13 protein-coding genes are annotated in these 15,787 nt (G+C 53.6%); 1 reads left to right on the top strand and 12 read right to left on the bottom strand.

Going from position 1 to position 15,787, the window contains the following annotated elements:
• Positions 1-19: 19 nt before the first annotated feature.
• From rlmH to ACEN86_RS20585, 8 genes are all read right to left on the bottom strand, one after another.
• The gene (gene rlmH, locus ACEN86_RS20550) at positions 20-499 is read right to left on the bottom strand and encodes a 23S rRNA (pseudouridine(1915)-N(3))-methyltransferase RlmH (protein WP_495632334.1); all 480 of its coding nucleotides are present in this window, start codon (positions 497-499) and stop codon (positions 20-22) included.
• Between the two features lie 601 nt (positions 500-1,100).
• Positions 1,101-2,984, bottom strand: coding sequence for a GGDEF domain-containing protein (locus tag ACEN86_RS20555; protein ID WP_495632335.1), 1,884 nt, complete (start codon positions 2,982-2,984; stop codon positions 1,101-1,103).
• A gap of 236 nt (positions 2,985-3,220) precedes the next feature.
• Complete coding sequence (locus tag ACEN86_RS20560) at positions 3,221-3,388, bottom strand: CxxH/CxxC protein (protein ID WP_068621573.1); 168 nt, start codon at positions 3,386-3,388, stop codon at positions 3,221-3,223.
• Positions 3,389-3,531: 143 nt separating this feature from the next.
• Positions 3,532-5,238, bottom strand: coding sequence for a glycerol-3-phosphate dehydrogenase/oxidase (locus tag ACEN86_RS20565; protein WP_495632336.1), 1,707 nt, complete (start codon positions 5,236-5,238; stop codon positions 3,532-3,534).
• 168 nt (positions 5,239-5,406) lie between these two features.
• Positions 5,407-6,897: a glycerol kinase GlpK gene (glpK, locus tag ACEN86_RS20570; RefSeq protein WP_495632337.1), complete on the bottom strand. Its 1,491-nt coding sequence runs from the start codon at positions 6,895-6,897 to the stop codon at positions 5,407-5,409.
• Positions 6,898-7,142: 245 nt separating this feature from the next.
• Entirely contained in the window at positions 7,143-7,967 is an 825-nt protein-coding gene (locus ACEN86_RS20575; protein ID WP_495632338.1) for an MIP/aquaporin family protein, read from the bottom strand.
• 223 nt (positions 7,968-8,190) lie between these two features.
• The gene (locus tag ACEN86_RS20580) at positions 8,191-8,751 is read right to left on the bottom strand and encodes a glycerol-3-phosphate responsive antiterminator (protein WP_495632339.1); all 561 of its coding nucleotides are present in this window, start codon (positions 8,749-8,751) and stop codon (positions 8,191-8,193) included.
• A 281-nt stretch (positions 8,752-9,032) separates the two neighbouring features.
• Entirely contained in the window at positions 9,033-10,286 is a 1,254-nt protein-coding gene (locus ACEN86_RS20585) for a S1C family serine protease (RefSeq protein ID WP_495632340.1), read from the bottom strand.
• A 595-nt stretch (positions 10,287-10,881) separates the two neighbouring features.
• Between ACEN86_RS20585 and ACEN86_RS20590 the strand changes: the two genes are divergently transcribed.
• Entirely contained in the window at positions 10,882-11,088 is a 207-nt protein-coding gene (locus tag ACEN86_RS20590; protein ID WP_495632341.1) for a hypothetical protein, read from the top strand.
• Here the strand turns inward: ACEN86_RS20590 and ACEN86_RS20595 are convergent.
• Genes ACEN86_RS20595 through walK form a run of 4 tightly spaced genes read right to left on the bottom strand, consistent with a single transcriptional unit; the run spans position 11,057 to position 15,787 of the window.
• The gene (locus ACEN86_RS20595; protein WP_495632342.1) at positions 11,057-11,863 is read right to left on the bottom strand and encodes an MBL fold metallo-hydrolase; all 807 of its coding nucleotides are present in this window, start codon (positions 11,861-11,863) and stop codon (positions 11,057-11,059) included. The two genes, ACEN86_RS20590 and ACEN86_RS20595, sit on opposite strands and share 32 nt — an antisense overlap.
• 8 nt (positions 11,864-11,871) lie before the next feature.
• Entirely contained in the window at positions 11,872-12,612 is a 741-nt protein-coding gene (gene yycI, locus ACEN86_RS20600) for a two-component system regulatory protein YycI (protein WP_495632343.1), read from the bottom strand.
• A 23-nt stretch (positions 12,613-12,635) separates the two neighbouring features.
• On the bottom strand, positions 12,636-13,952 hold the full coding sequence (locus ACEN86_RS20605; RefSeq protein WP_495632344.1) for a YycH family regulatory protein: 1,317 nt from the start codon (positions 13,950-13,952) through the stop codon (positions 12,636-12,638).
• Positions 13,949-15,787, bottom strand: a complete 1,839-nt coding sequence (gene walK, locus ACEN86_RS20610) for a cell wall metabolism sensor histidine kinase WalK (protein ID WP_495632345.1) — start codon at positions 15,785-15,787, stop codon at positions 13,949-13,951. The genes ACEN86_RS20605 and walK overlap by 4 nt, the downstream gene beginning before the upstream one ends.

Consider the following 15,787-nt stretch of genomic DNA (forward strand, 5'->3'; position numbering starts at 1 on the left):
TGCAACATCAGCTTTCGCCCTACTTATGGTACGGCTCCCCCCGATTTATCTTCACTGCCCGATAAATCTGCTCCACCAGCACCAGCCGCATCAGCTGATGCGGCAGGGTCATGCGCCCGAAGCTGAGCTTCGTCTGGGCGCGCTTCAGCACCTCGTCCGACAATCCGTTCGAGCCGCCGATCACAAAGGCGACATTGCTCGTCCCATAGGTGCCGAGCTTGTCCAGATGGGCAGCAAGGTCCTCGCTGGACCAGAGCTGCCCGCCGATGGCGAGGGCCACGACATGGGTGTCCGGCTTAATGTGCGCTAGGATTCCCGCGCCTTCGCGCTCCTGCACCTGGCGCATCTCCGCGTCACTCATGTTCTCGGGCGCTTTCTCATCCGGCACTTCGTGCACGGACAAGCGCAGGTAAGGCGCAAGGCGCTTACTGTACTCGGCAATGCCCTGCACCAGGTATTTCTCCTTCAACTTTCCCACACACACGATCTGTATATTCATTGCGAAGCCGCTCCTTAATTGCACTTAGTATGATGATAATTCTAACACTGCCGCAACCGCAGATAAAGGCGGTGGCTTTACGGTGGGTTCCAGGTAGCGACCAGATAGTACGGCGCTGCCCGGGGGTAAGAACAGAACGACCGCACCGGAGCATCCGGAAGCGGTCGTTCTTTTGTAAGAAAACTATCGAGTGGGGAAGACGCGGCAGACAGATAGCCAAGTCCCTTTCCGTTGGGGATATGCTTGCTTCCAGCATACTCGGCCAAATCCCCTACATCTTTTCCATTGCCCCATTTTTGCCGAAATCCCAACCCTCCCCTGCAAGGTCTGCATACACTGCATTATCAAACAGCCGGAGGTGATCATCTTGAACGATTATGGACATTGCCACAAAAAATCCCATCGTCACCACAAGAAAGTGAAAGTGGTTGTTTTGAAACCTGGTCAAAAAGCCCTTGTCGTATGTAAACACAAAAAAGAGCGTCACAGAAGATATTGGTAGGCATTTTTAGGTTGGGAAGCGAAGGCCCCTCATGGGGTCTTCGCTTTTACTATTTTCATAGAGGTCAAGCTCTTCAAGGTTCCATACCTGAAGTCCAGGTTAACTCACCTGAGAATAAGCAACCCCCGCAGCCTGGTTCCGGCCGCTGCTCTTGGCTGTGTAGAGCTGCTTGTCCGCCGCTTCTACCAGAGTTCGTGCATCCTTCCCCGGGCCAGGCACCATGCAGGCTGCACCAGCACTGATGGTAACACAGTCCAATACCTCGGATCCGCTGTGGGGAAGCTGCCGTTCCCGGATCCCCTCGCACAAGGCCTCGGCGGTCTCCATGACCAGGGTAAGCTCATAGCCAGGGAGAATCACCGCGAATTCTTCGCCGCCATAACGGGTTAGTACCGCCGCAATCTCCCTTTGCTCCAGCGATGCTTTCAGCGTCTGGGCCACTTTCCGAAGGCATTCGTCACCCTGCAGATGCCCGTAGGTATCATTGTATTTTTTGAAGAAATCTACATCAATGAGCATAACCGATAACGGCAGTCCCTCAGCCTGGCATCGCTCAAGCTGCTTCTTAAGCTGATCATCGAAATACCTCCGGTTATATACCCCCGTCAGACCGTCGATCACGGACCACTCTCTCAGCTGAAGATTAAGCTCTTCCAGCTTCCTGTTGCTCTCGGCCAGCTCACGTGTGCGATCCCGCACTTTCGTATCCAGGCTGTCATTCACGAGGGCCAGTTCTCCTGCGAGCTGCTCCGTCTTGTTGAAGGCGAGCGATAGCTTCTTGGAGAGAACGAGCGAGAAGCAGAACGTGAACGCCGCAACGCCTACAGCATTGGAGCTAAGCTCGGCCACACTAAGAATGGACCCAAAAACATCGAACAACACGGCCAAAGCGAACACAATGTACCCCGCCAAGGCATATATAGCGCCTTCCCGTTTATGCATAGCCGCCCGTACTATGGCGTACAAGGCATAGATTGCGGCCAACACCGCCAGGATCTGATAATACAGCAGGATCTGATAATAGACATCTGCCGGAGTCAAGATGGTGAATAGGGTGTACAGAGCTGCTGCAGCGGTGACAACCTTGATGAATACAGTTGAGACTTCAGCTGGGAACAGCTTCTTAAGGAATATGGCGATTAACGGAACTCCAATATAGAAGCAGATATATTCGATCCTTGAGGCCAGCTGCCAAGAGAAGTCCGGGAATACCTTCATCAGGAATATCTCGTCTACCGTAAGACTGCGCAGAGCCACATCGAAGCAGAACACGCCAAAATACAGCAGCGACGTATCCTTCCGCCGGAGAACCCCAAGCCCGATATGATAGGCACCCGCCATGATGACGATTCCCAGCAGGATGGCGGTAAAAATCGTCTTTCGATCATGGCTCGCCGCAATCTCAGTTGCAGAACCATAGCGGATCGGTTCCCACATGCCCCCGGCGTAGTTGTCATAATTGGAGATCTGAAGAAGGATCTGAACCTGATCTGACTTGGGCTGGAAATAAACCTCCTGGGTTATCTTCTGCGGTACACTGCTCCCGGGGTCTCTCCCCACTTTGCCGCTGACGGCAATCAGGCGGCCATCCACCCACAGCTTATAGTTCGAGTACATAACGGGTATAAGAAGCCCCTTCGTGTCCTCAGGGTGGCTTACCTTCAGTGTTAACCGAAAGGTAGCGTAACCCTTCCTCGGAAGCTGCTTGCCGTTCAGGGTAAAGTTGTTCCAATTGTTCGGCATCTCCATGTATCCGGTCTGCCGCTGTGCATTCGCTGCAAAATCAGCGGGTGCCAGCAGCTGGTGCCAATATAATTCATAGGCTCCTCGTAACTCGGAGAGCCGGTTCTCTCGATCTCCTGCCGTGACATCGAGCACTCCTGGTCCGCTTTGAACAGGCACTGCCGATTCACCAATCCGCAGACTACAGCCTGTGGCCAACAGCGTACTGATTAGCATGATTAATCCTAGTCTTATTATCATAGGCCGATCTCCCTTGGTACAAGCCATGTGTTAAATTTAAGTAAACCTCTTCTGATATTATCGTCTTTAGCAGCGGCCTATTGAAGATGAACAGCAGGATTCATTCCCGCCCAGCATGAAAAGGACCCATATCCCCAAGGATACAGGCTCCATTATAGAAATAGTGTACAACAAAAAGGACGCCCGAAGCGCCCTTTACAGCCAATATCTTATCCGTGCCCTTCACGGCCGGTTCATTATACTACCAGAAATACAGCCGCCTGGTCGCACTGCGAGCACTTCACTGGCGGATCCCAATCCGAGAACTCCGTCTCCTTCAAATCGACGATATCAGGGGCATCCTCGAATTCGTCCACGAACATATCAATCGCCAGTTCAACATGATCTTTGCATACTACGTACATAAGCTAAAGCGCATCCTTTCTATGCTGCAATCTCCATTTGGTCTGTCAGGGGTCAATTCCCTCTACTTAAGTTCTACCATACTCCCGGGCAAAAGAAAACCGCATCCGCATGAAGTGAGCCTATCTTTAGCTTATTGCACAATTTAACTGATCTCTTGCTGCTCCTTGCCCCGCGGCAGACCCCCAGCATCCTCCGGCACTACGGCATCGTGTAAGTACGTCTCCAGCTCCTCCGCATACCGGCTTCTCTGTTCCGGTGACCAGCCGAGATGTTCAGCCATGTAATCCATAACGGGGGCCTTCCACTTCCGAACCCAATCGATATGGAAAAAGAGGGCTCCCGTCCGCCGGATGAAGAAGTCCGCAGGTGTAACGGTCATTTCCTCCTCCAGCGCGTAGCGGAGAGGAATGAGCACCTCCAAAGGCAGTGAACCAACGGGGGAACCTTTCGCCCCTTCGGAATCCACAAATGCAAACAGGCGGTCCACATTCGAGCCATAGTGGGATGCCCAGTTCTCGGCAAGCTCCCTTGGGAGTTCGCGTCTTATGCCCTCCTCTGTCTTCTTCGAGACGAATGCCTTGAAGTGTTCAGAGCCTCCAACCTGCCCGCCCGAAATGGGCATCTGCTTGGTGGGACAAGCCGGGAATGCAGCATGCCCTTCGGCCTGGAGCTGGGCTGCTGCCTTATCCACCACCGTCTCGGCCATCTTCCGGTAGCCGGTGAGCTTGCCCCCGGCAATCGTAATCAGGCCGGAAGCCGACTGCCAAATTTCGTCCTTGCGCGAAATTTCCGACGGGTCCTTGCCCTCTTCATAGATCAGAGGACGAACCCCGGCCCAGCTGGATTCAATGTCCTCCGCCTTGATCTTCACCTCAGGGAACATATAGTTGATGGCATCGATCACATACTGCCGGTCCGCCAGGGTCATCCGCGGATGGCTGATATCCGCCTTGTATACGGTATCCGTGGTCCCCACGTAAGTCTTCCCGTCCCGCGGAATGGCGAACACCATTCTTTTATCCGGCGTGTCGAAATAGATGGCCTGGCGCAGCGGGAACCGCTTCTGATCAATGACGAGGTGAATTCCCTTGGTCAGCTGCAGCGTCTTGCCCTGCTTAGATTGATCCAGTTCGCGCAGCGTGTCCACCCATGGGCCTGCCGCATTCACGATTTTGCGGGCCCGTACCTCGTATGCTCTGCCGCTGAGCAGATCGGTCACTTTTACGCCCGCTACGGTTCCGCCGTCATAGATAAATTCCGTTACTTTCGTATAGTTCACCGCCTTGGCTCCCCGCGCCACCGCTTCCTTCAGCACCTCGATCGTCAGCCGGGCATCGTCCGTGCGGTACTCCACATAATAACCGCCGCCTTGAAGGTGGGTTCGCTTCAGCAGGGGTTCCTTGTTCAGCGTCTCAGCCACCGAGAGCATCCTGCGTCGTTCGCTGCGCTTCACCCCGGCCAGGAAGTCGTACACACGCAGGCCGACAGAGGTCGTGAATTTCCCAAAGGTCCCGCCCTTATGGAAAGGCAGCAGCATCCATTCCGGTGTGGTTACATGCGGCCCGTTCTCGTAGACGATGGCTCTCTCTTTACCTACCTCAGCTACAACACCAACCTCCAGCTGCTTCAGGTATCTAAGCCCCCCGTGCACAAGCTTGGTCGAGCGGCTGGAAGTCCCCGCAGCGAAGTCCTGCATCTCCACCAGCCCCGTCTTCATCCCGCGGGCCGCCGCATCAAGCGCAATTCCCGATCCGGTAATTCCCCCGCCCACCACAAGCACATCGAGAGTGGTATTCACCATGTCCTCTAGAATCTGTTCTCTTCCCTTGCCCGAAAATGCGGTCTTCATGCTCCTGCTCCTCCTCTGTATAGACGCAAAAGAGACCACAAGTACACCGCAGCCGCTCGGTTAGAACGACTAGAGTGTCATGTGGTCTCTCCTGATCTCCTGACAAATTATTAACTTGTAGTTATAGTACCATAATAATTATTACAATCCAAGCAGAAATCTTCCCGGTTATTTGAACGCCATGGCGGCGTGAACGGCTTTTTTCCATCCATCATAGAGCTTATTCTTCCGCTCTTCATCCATCTTCGGCTCGAATACACGCTCGACGCTCCATTTCTCGCAGATCTCGTCTTGATCCTTCCAATATCCGATCGCAAGTCCGGCCAGATAAGCTGCGCCGAGCGCCGTTGTCTCATTGATGACAGGCCGCTCAACCGGCAGCCCCAGAATATCACTCTGGAAGTCCATTAGGAAATTGTTCTTCACCGCGCCGCCGTCCACCCGCAGGGTCTTGACCGGAATGCCGGAGTCCTGTTCCATCACGTTCAGGATATCCTTGGTCTGATAAGCCAGAGATTCCAGCGTGGCACGAATAAAATGTTCCTTCGTCGTTCCGCGGGTAAGTCCGAACATCGCTCCCCGGACCTCGCTGTCCCAGTAGGGGCTTCCCAGCCCTACAAAAGCAGGAACCAAATATACGCCATCCGTCGATTCTACCCGCGCCGCGTACTGCTCGCTGTCCTTGGCATCCCGGAACATGCGCAGGCCGTCGCGGAGCCACTGAATAGCCGAGCCCCCCACAAAGATACTTCCCTCCAGCGCATACTCCACCTTGCCATTAATGCCCCACGCGATGGTTGTGATGAGTCCATGCTTCGAGACAACAGGCTCCGTCCCCGTATTCATCAGCATGAAGCAGCCGGTTCCGTAGGTGGATTTGACCATGCCCTGCTCATAGCATGCCTGGCCGAACAGGGCCGCCTGCTGGTCTCCCGCCGCTCCTGCAATCGGCACCTGCTGGCCGAAGAAGTGATAATCGACCGTATGCCCATACACCTCTGAGGAAGGGCGGACTTCGGGCAGCATCGCTTTTGGAACGTTCAGAATCTCCAGCAGTTCGTCATCCCACTTGAGTTCATGAATGTTATACATCAGCGTCCGGGAAGCATTGGAGTAGTCGGTTACATGAACTGCCCCGCCGGACAGCTTCCAGATCAGCCAGGTATCGATTGTACCGAACAGAAGCTCGCCGCGCTCGGCCCGCTCACGTGACCCCTCCACGTGGTCCAGAATCCATTTCACTTTGGTGCCGGAGAAGTAGGCATCGATCAGCAGCCCTGTTTTCTCCCGGAATAGATCGTCTAACCCCGCCGCCTTCAGCTCATCGCAAATACCCGCCGTCTGTCTGGACTGCCATACCACAGCGTTATAGATGGGCACTCCGGTCTCCTTATCCCATACTACCGCGGTCTCCCGCTGGTTCGTAATCCCGATGCCCTCGATCTGATTCGGCTTCACACCGGATTCAGCCAGGCAGGAGGCAATAACCGCCAGGATGGAGCTCCAGATTTCATTGGCGTTCTGCTCCACCCAGCCGGGACGCGGGAAATACTGCGGAAATTCCCTTTGCGCCGAATAGACGATCTCGCCCTGCTTGTTGAACAGGATAGCGCGGGAGCTGGTCGTACCTTGGTCCAAAGACATAATGTATTTTTCCATATATGAATTCCTCCAGTAATTTAAGTGATTGGATTTAACTTGCGGGTCTGGTCATGCACTGCGGCGGATTGCGGTGACTGCTGGTGACTGCTGGTGACTGCTGGTGAGTGCAGTACATTCATGCATGCCGATAAATGCTGATGGTAGCGTTGACCGCTGGGAGTGCTAATTTTGGACAATGACTGCTGTTCATCGTAATTAACTGCTGCTCTTGGCCATGACCGATGCTCATCCCCGGTGATCATTCAGGCAGCCGCCTTCTTGTTCCGGGCCGGTGAAGAAGCTTTGGGTCCAGCTAAATAAGCAATTATTAATATAATAAGGTTTGCGGCCAGAACATACCAGAACGCCTGCAGCCATACCCCTTGGAACACCGCTTTGTAGAACAGGCCAGCCAGACCTCCCCCAAGCAGTGGACCTACAATCGGAATCCAGGCATAACCCCAGTTCGACGAACCCTTTCCCGCAATGGGAAGAAGCATATGTGCAATTCGCGGACCGAGGTCACGAGCCGGATTAATCGCATATCCCGTTGTCCCGCCCAGCGACAATCCGATCGACACGACCAGAAATCCAACTAGGAGCGGATTCAGGCCATCGGTGAATTTGTTGGCTCCCATGGAGAGCAGCGCAAGCACGAAGATGAAGGTTCCGATGATCTCACTCAGCACGTTGGAGAAAGCATGGGGAATGGCGCCCCCGGTAGCGAATACGCCCAGCTTGGTGCCGGGGTCCTCCGTCTCTTTCCAATGCGGCAGATAATGCAGGTAGACGATCACTGCACCCAGAACAGCCCCAATCAGCTGGGCGAGCATATAACCAGGCACCTCACTCCACGGGAAGTCCCCCTTCAGTGCCAAGGCCAGTGTAACCGCTGGGTTGAGATGGGCTCCACTGATCTGACCTACGGCATAGACCGCTACGGCTACCGCAAGTCCCCATCCCATGGTAATGACCATCCAGCCTGAGTCAGCCGCAAAGCTCTTCTTCAGTGATACTCCTGCACATACCCCGGCGCCTAACACAATCAAGATCATGGTTCCTAACAATTCGGCTAAAAATGGCGTCACGCAATTCCCCTCCTCGTTATGGGCGGCAAACAAAAAGAGACCCCCATCAATACTCCCTCTTCATAGAAAGAAATTGATGTGGGTCTCCGGATCTCCGCCACAGTTATGAACTTAGTTCAACAATAGATCATAATGTAAGCGGTGTCAACCATTAAATTTCATTGACAATTATTCAGTTATGTAAGAATACTCTGTCCTTCCACACCCAAATGGCGAACTACCTTCATTCCAAGCTATACTGCTTGATTAACGCTTCATTCGAGGTTGTGACCGCGCTTGCCCCGGCTGCGATGGCCCTTTCTACATCGTCCACACTCCGAATCAGGCCCCCGGCCAGAATCGGAATCCCGGTCCGTTCATATACCTCGGTGATGATCTCCGGCATGATCCCGGGCAGCACCTCAATGTAATGCGGCTGCGTCTTTTCCAGCAGAGCATAGCTCTTCTCCAAGGCAAGCGTATCCAGCAGGAACAGGCGCTGAATCGCGACAACTCCCTTTTGCTTCGCCTTCTGAATCACACCCGCCCGCGTGGAGATTAGCCCAAAGGGCTTAATATCCTGGCACAAATACTCGACGGCATAGTCATCCGTCTTGAGCCCTTGAACCAGGTCGGCGTGCAGCAGCATCTTTTTCCCGTGGTCCCGGGCCATAGAATAGATATTCCTCAGCTGAGCCACATGCGTGTCCAGGAAGACGGCATACTCGTATGAACTCTTCAGAATTTTCTCGAAATGCTTCATATGCCGGGCGGCTGGCAGTATCTTTTGTCCATGAAAGGCCATACTATCCCTCTTTCACTATCTTAATTTCAGTCCAGTATAAAGCTGGTGCCTGCCTCCATAATCATGCCTATTTATTTATCATACCGAAATAGAGGCCTGCAAGACTTAATTTACGAGATGGGCGGCAAAAACATGCCTGTAGGGAGGGGGGCTGTACTTGTGTAGTACGGTTATTAAAGTTTCTCTCCGTCCTAGCCTCCACGAAAAAAACACCTCCCCAGGAACCTAAGTTCCTAAAGAGGTGTTCTAAAGTGGTGCTCTACAGCCGAAGCCGATTCTGCTTATTTCTGCGACTCTGTATCCTCAGGCTTGTCGGTCAAGGTTACCGTCAGGGTCATTTCCTTGCCCCCGCGGTACAGAGTCACTTCCATCTCTTCTCCGACCTTCTTCACATCGTACAAATATTTACGCAGGGCCAGCGTCGATTCCACCGGCTTGTGGTCCAGCTCGGTAATCACATCGTTCAGCTTGATGCCCGCTTGCTCTGCAGGACCGTGAGCCTCAAGGACAAGCACTCCCTCTGTAATGTCCGCAGGCAGCTTCAGATCCTTGCGCTGATCCTCGCTAAGCGGAGCATAGGGATTGTTCAGATCCAGGGAATACACCCCCAGATAAGGACGGATTACTTTGCCGTGCTCGATCAGGTTATTGACGGTGTTCATCACATCATCCACAGGAATCGCAAAGCCAATCCCTTCTACGCCCGTATCCGAAATCTTCATCGTATTGATGCCGATCACCTGGCCATTCAGGTTCACCAGAGCACCGCCGCTGTTCCCTTCGTTAATCGCCGCATCGGTCTGAATCACTTCCTGCTCCCAGTCGTACACGCCGTCCTGATTGAGAGACACCGGAATAATCCGGTTCGGATAGCTCACGATGCCCGAGGTGAGGGTATCTCCGAGACCCAGCGGATTCCCGATCGCAATGACGGTCTCCCCAAGACGAAGGCCTTTGGACTCGCCCATCTCGGCTATCGTACTGATTCCGTCCCCATCCATCTCCAGAACAGCCAGATCACTGACCTGATCCTTGCCGACCACAGTCGCTGTTCTCGACTCACCGTCTACCGTCACGATCTCCAGATCCTTCGTGTCCGTAATGACGTGGGCATTCGTGATAATATAGGCTTTATTATCCGCCTTCTTGAAGATAACCCCCGACCCCAGCGCAGCATCCTCATCCGCCTTGGCTTTGGAGGATGAATCTGCCTGATGATTCAGGATACTTACAACCGCCGGCCGCACCTTGGCTGCCGCCTGAACGATTCTTTCATAGGGATCGCTGTCTGTTTTGTGCAGGAGACTCCCGTTCAGTGCTCCACTTTGCATTTTGGAGGGAGGGCTTGCAATGAAGCTGTACAGCAGAACAGCCACAACCGCACTGAGTACGGAACAGATTAATGAAATTTGGAACGTGCTTAGGCTCCTGCGGCTCTTAGACCCTGAGGACCATCTGCTGCTGTCCGTGTTCGTCCTGCGGGTTAGCCTTCTTGATACTTTCGTGGAATAAAAGTCGTCGTCAAACAATCCCATGGGTGATTCTCTCCCTCCGTTGTTACACTCCCGGTACTTTCCTAGTCCTGTTATACGTCTCTCTATATGTGTGATGCATTATTGCTCATACTCTATCCTGATCAGCCGCCTCTTCGCAGCCGCATGGTATTCGTTAATTATGGAGGGGATTTACTTGTCAAAAATAGATATTCGCCTCTTCATGTTATGCCTTTTACGCACCCATGTATGATGGCGGGACTCGCTCATTTTCAACTTTTTGGGTTGATCGAAAGGGAAGGCTCTTGCCGCCCATTCTCTCTGCAATATTTGACGTAATGAGCGCCCGATAAGTTACCCGTCTCATGGGCTGATCACTGACTATTTTTTCTATGGAATGAGGAATGATTTGCCTCACAGCGGATTACACTAGTACAAGCTTCATAGATACATCCATTCTATCAAAATTAAGCGCACTGTAGGAGAAATAAATTACGGTTTTTGCTGGGAGCGCCTGCGTATTGAATTGCAGCCTGTGCTTACAGCTAGCTGTATAGACCTTTTACCCGATTCCTGGATCTTTTACCCTCTGAAAATGCCTTTACCGCAAAAAAAATACGCCCAAGGAGCTGAACCTATGGATCAGTTGTCATCCCCTATGAACGAAGTAAATATCCTGGCCAAGCTGGCCGATCTGAAAGACGAGCACTACCATACCCTGCTTGCCCTCAGCGTTGCTATTGAATTATTGATTGAGAAAGGTATTCTGTCCCGGGAGGAAATCGCCATAAAGGCCGCGGAGCTTGATGCCTTTATGGTTCCCCCACCTTATCCCACGGTGTAGGTTGGTCATAATAGGTCCCGCACAGCTTGAACTCGCTGTCCTTATAGAAGCAGCCCCGGTCTTCCATCGCGCCCCGCACAGAGAGCTTGGCCAGATCGAGCATATTATGCTCGCGGCTGAGATGAGCCAGGTACGTCCGCTTCAGACGGCCGTTCATTAGCTCACTTAGCGCCTCACCCGAGGCCTCGTTGGATAAGTGCCCCATATCGCCCAGAATTCTGCGCTTCGTATTCCAGGGGTACCGGCCCATTCTAAGCATTTCGATATCGTGGTTGGCCTCAAGCACGAGTACATCCGAGTCCACAATCGTCTCTTTCACTTTATCACTGGCGTAGCCAAGGTCAGTCACTACACTCAGCTTATGCTTCCCGTCCTGGAATACATAACCCACCGGCTCCGCCGCATCGTGGGAGATCGCGAAGGATTCTACCCGCAGAGAACCGAAGTCACGGGCCTCCCCCGTTCCAAATATGATCCGCTGATCATCAGCGAGCTTGCCGACACTGCGGCTCATCGCTTCCCAGGTCTTCTCATTGGCATATACGGGAAGATTGTATTTGCGGGCCACGGCACCGAGGCCCTTTATATGATCCGAATGCTCATGAGTAATGAGTATTCCGGTAAGCTGATCTCCTGTCAAATCGCGCATACCCAGCAGCTCATCGATCCGGCGGGCGCTGAATCCCGCGTCAATCATTAGCGTGACTTGACCGTCTGTAATGACGGTAGCATTTCCGGTCGATCCGCTGGACAAGACTGTAAATTGTATCCCCATGGTCCTGATTACTCCTTTATTTTCTCTGCGTCCGGGCTAATCACGTCTCCGCTGCCCAGCACGTAATACTTCTCTCCGCTGCCTAGCGTGAACCGCCAGGCGGGCGCGGCAACCTGGGCGTCTGAATTGAATACCTGCCCATAATACCCAAGCTCAATATCGGTAACAATGGCTTTTGGCGGTAGGAACTTGTCAATTAGAAATCCCAGCGCCTTGGAAGCCGGCAGTACCTGCTGCATCTTCTCCTCATCCATCTGAACCACTTCGATAGCCTCCAGCCGGTACGAGAGCACCTTCTGATTGCTGTAATTCAGCTCCAGATTAATATTGAACAGCGGCCACTCCTCCAGCGCAAGCGGATGAAGGACGAATACACTGTCCCCGCTGCTCTCCTGATCATAACGGTAATTGCCAATGGACGGAATCTGATCCTCAAGGGCACTCACCAAGTCCTTGGAGTTAAAGATCAGGCGGCTGTCCACGGGTTCTGCGAGCTTCACCGGCTCCTTGCTGCCCGGCTTAAGCAGCCGATAGTTGATCTTCGGCAGCGCTGGCGTCTCGGCTGGGATCTGGGCCCTGACCTGGATCTGCTTCTCGTCCATACTTTTCTGCGTACTCTCGGCCAGGGAGGTGAGGTCCAGATTGGCACTCGCCTGATCCTGCTTGTCCATCCACAGCTGGTAGCCGAGGACCAGATTCAGCAGCAGGAATGCGTAGATCAGTACATTTTTGGCTCTGCCCCAATGCATTATTCATCCTCCCTTTCCGGGTACTATGGCAATATTTCGCTGTCCCCACTCGCGAACACCAGCATCCATACCGGCACAAGCTTAAGCCCCTCATCGGTGAGGGACGGCTGATAAGCCGGATACAGCCAGCTGATCGTCCGGTCCTTCGCGGCCGCATCTATTAACGCGGTCAGCTCTTTGCCGCCCGCAAGCTGCTTCTTGACCAGCCTGCTCGTGCCCGGTCCCTTGGTATAGATCAATGAGCGTTCATAGCTGGTCACCGTACCTTGGTGCATATCCAGTCTCATCACGCCATAGTGGAATTCTTCAAGATCCAGGATGGGCAGTGTACGGTAATACTGCTGGAATGTAACGGTATCCTGTCTCCGCTTACTGTCGACGTTGTACCCGGCTTCACCAGATACCTCCATCCGATATGCCCCGCCGCTGGCTGCATCCCAGCCTCCATGCTGGTTCACAAAGTCCACGGCAGACAAGGCATTCTTGCCGAGGCTGTTATCCGTGCCGCCCGAGGCTGCCGGATCGGTATAATTGATCCAATTCTGATTCTGCTTGAATTGAAGACTGCGCTTAATATCCGTATAGATCTCGGACCCGTCCTTCTCTCTGATATTCCGGGTAATACTAGGATCGGAGAACAGGCTCTTCTGCATCTGATCCGTCGTGAATACACCTGTGTCCAGAGTAACCTGAAGCGCCTCCAGCTTCCCGTCAGGGACGTAATAACCGCTGTCCATCAAGGTATAGGAAGGCGTCCATTCCCTGCCGAAGCCGACCTGCTGCCGCACATCCTGCACGGTCAAGTCAGCATTCTTCGCCTCATAGACGGTTCCGCCCTGTGAACTGAAGAAGAAGGCACGCACCTTGTCCTCATTCTTCACATTATATATGAGAATCCGGTTGATCGTCTCATCCTGAAGCATCGGGTCGCTTGAGATCTGCATGACCCTTTGCAGCAGAGCCACCGGCACGCCTTTACCAAAACGGAGCTCTATTCCCTCGTTCTGCTGGCGTATCGTGTTCCAGTTCGTGCCCGAAGCATCATAACGCTGGAATCCATCGAACAGCCGGCCCTGCAGCCGCGTATTAATCAGCTTATAGAAAGTCGTGCCGGGATAAAAGAGGGTATGCTTTCCAGCCCCCATATGCAGGATCATTTCAGCCGGAAAGACCAGCTCCTCCGCCTTCATCTCTGTCCCCATATTCTCGGTTTTGACATAGTCACTCTCTGACTTCACTACGGGGTCATTGCCAGGCAGCCGATAGATCAGGAAGTAACTCTGCACCAGACTGCAGGTGATCAGCAGCACCAGAACTGCGGATTTCACGGTCTCCTTCACCGCTTATGCCCCCCTTTCATCTCAACCGGCAGCGTAAACGTAACTTTAGTGCCCGTGCCAAGCTCGGATTCGAGGGAGATCGTTCCGCCGTGCGCTTTTACAATTTCCCGGGCAATGGATAACCCAAGCCCCGTGCCGCCCATATTACGAGAACGCGCCTTATCCACCCGGTAGAAGCGCTCGAAGATCCGGTCCAGATCCTTCTTCGGAATTCCGATTCCTGTATCCTCAACCGAGATGGCCAGCATTCTATCGTCCGTTAAGTAGGCCCGTATGGTAATGGAGCCCCCCGAAGTATATTTCATCGCATTCGAGATCAGATTATCGAGCACTTGGTCGATCTGGTCGCGGTCGAACCATACCTGGCCGATTCCATCGTCCACTTGAACCCGAATCTCAATACCTTTCTCCTGCATTTGAAAAGAGAACCGGTCCGCCACCTCGTCCAGCATCTCGTTAATCTCCGTCTGCTGCATACGCAGCGGCGATTCCTTGGAATCGAGCCGGGACAAGTGCAGCAGATCCGTGACCAGGCGGATCATCCGCTCGGTCTCATTCTGGATGACGCCGACGAAGCGCGGCGCAAGCTCCTGGTCCTGGAGCGCGCCGTCCTCGAGCGCTTCCGTGTAGCTCTTGATCGTCGTCAGCGGTGTGCGAAGCTCATGCGAGACATTCGCCACAAATTCGCGGCGGGACGCCTCCAGCTTCTCCTGCTCCGTGACGTCCTGCAATACGGCAATCGTGCCGATTATCCCGAATTCCCGCCGGTGAATCGGCGTGAAGGTCACCCGCACGAGGGACGCGCCGCCTTCAGGCGTGGCAATCTCCAGCAGTTCGGTCGGCATGCTGCCTTGGGCGAAGGCCATGCGGCCATCCTGGGACAGGCTCAGCAGACTCTGGATGCTTGTCCCCAGCCTGTCCTCGCCTTCGGTGAACAGCATCGCGCTGGCTCTGCGGTTCATCAGAATGACCGTGCCCACTTCATCGGTCGCAATGACCCCGTCACTCATATTCGTCAGGATCGAAGCGAGCTTCTCCTTCTCTTCCTCGTTCTGGGCCAGTGCATCCCGCAGCCGGCTGGTCATATAGTTGAACGCCTTGCTAAGCTGGCCGATCTCGTCATTGCCGAGCACCGGAACCTTCTGGTAGAGTTGGCCTTCGGCCACAGCGGTCGCCCTGCGGGTCAGCTCCTTGATCGGCGATGTAATCGTATGTGCCAGAATAACGCCAAGGATGGCGGTCAGGCCTAGCGCAAGCAGAATGCCGGAGATGAAGATGCTGTTAATCCGGTCCATGGTCGCATACAGCTCACTCATGGATGCTGCGATATAGATGGCGCCAACGATTTTGCCGTCATTGACGACCGGTCTGGCCACCACTTTCTTGCGCACATTATCATCATCAATAATATATTCTTCGTTATCCTCTATGCCCTGCAGGGCCATGCTGACCACAGTCTGGGTATTCTTGCGCCCTACATAATCCGCATGAGACCATTTGGAGGTCTTGAGCACCTTGCCGCTCGGGTCCAGAACCTGAATCTCTGCCCCGGTCTGGTTGAACAGGTTGTCTACCAGCACACCCAGATTATCCAGCTTGTCTTCCCGCGACTCCGCGGTTCCGGCTGCCCCAAGATTCTGCGCAGCCAGCACGGACAGCAGCTCGGCCCTTGCCTTGAGCTCTTGGGTAAAATTGCTGGTCAGGGAATTTTTCATCGCACTGACGAAATAAACCCCGATCAACTGCATCGCGATCAGGATTAATAAGACGTAGATTATAATAAGTTTGGCTTGGATCGTCCGGAAAAAGGCGGGGAGCTTTAGCTCAAGCTTCAT

The organism is Paenibacillus sp. Paensp111 (genome assembly GCF_059492195.1).